This window comes from Methylobacterium sp. J-067 (assembly GCF_022829465.1).
GTDB lineage: Bacteria > Pseudomonadota > Alphaproteobacteria > Rhizobiales > Beijerinckiaceae > Methylobacterium > Methylobacterium litchii.
Genome location: NZ_JAKSXZ010000065.1, coordinates 1 through 765, shown reverse-complemented (window position 1 = coordinate 765; position 765 = coordinate 1). Strand labels below are relative to the sequence as shown.

Sequence of the window (765 nt, the reverse complement as noted above, 5' to 3'; positions counted from 1 at the left end):
CGACGGGCGCAAACCGGCACCGCTGCGCCGACGGGAACGGGGGGCGGAGGACACGCTGGCGCCGGGGACGCAAGCGCATTGATGTACCACGACACACTTCGGTCGATGCCGCCCGCCACGTTTTAGACGGCTGCCGTACGATTTTGTTGTCCCAGCGGTCTGGGGTGGAGGGATCTCGTGCCCCGGTCACATCAGGCGGCATAGCAGGCAAGAGCGAATGGCCAGGCAATCCTGGCCCGCTGGATAGCGACCGGGCGGGCTTAAAGTCGCCTCGCATCGACCGGTGCCCGTGGGAGGACCGGGCTCGGCGGAGGAATGGCAGCTCGGGGTGGATTCCTGTCTGTCCGCTTCTCAGTCCTGCAGACCAGGAAGCGGACGCTTCACTGCGCAAAAGTACCGTCTTATGACTACGCCGCGCGCACGGTCGCCAGGAAGCGGGCGACTTCCGCCGTCAGGTGCTCGGACTGCCGGGAGAGTTCCGAGGCCGCGCCGAGCACCTGCGTGGCGGCGGCCCCCGTCTCCTCGGCCGCCTGCGCGACGCCGGTGATGTTGCCCGTGACTTCCCCCGTCCCAGCGGCCGCCTGAGACACGTTCCGGACGATCTCCTGCGTTGCCGCCCCCTGCTGCTCCACCGCCGCCGCGATCGAGGTCGCCGTGGCGCTGATGTCGCGGATCCGCTGGGTGATGCCGCCGATGGCCGCCACCGCCTGGCCCGTCGAGCCCTGGATCCGGCTGATCTGCGCGGCGATCTCCTGCGTCGCCCGC

General features: G+C 69.7%; 1 pseudogene. It reads right to left on the bottom strand.

Annotated features, from left to right (window positions below):
• Positions 1–407: 407 nt before the first annotated feature.
• Positions 408–765 (bottom strand): annotated as a pseudogene (locus tag MKK52_RS07095) (chemotaxis protein); the annotation flags it as partial.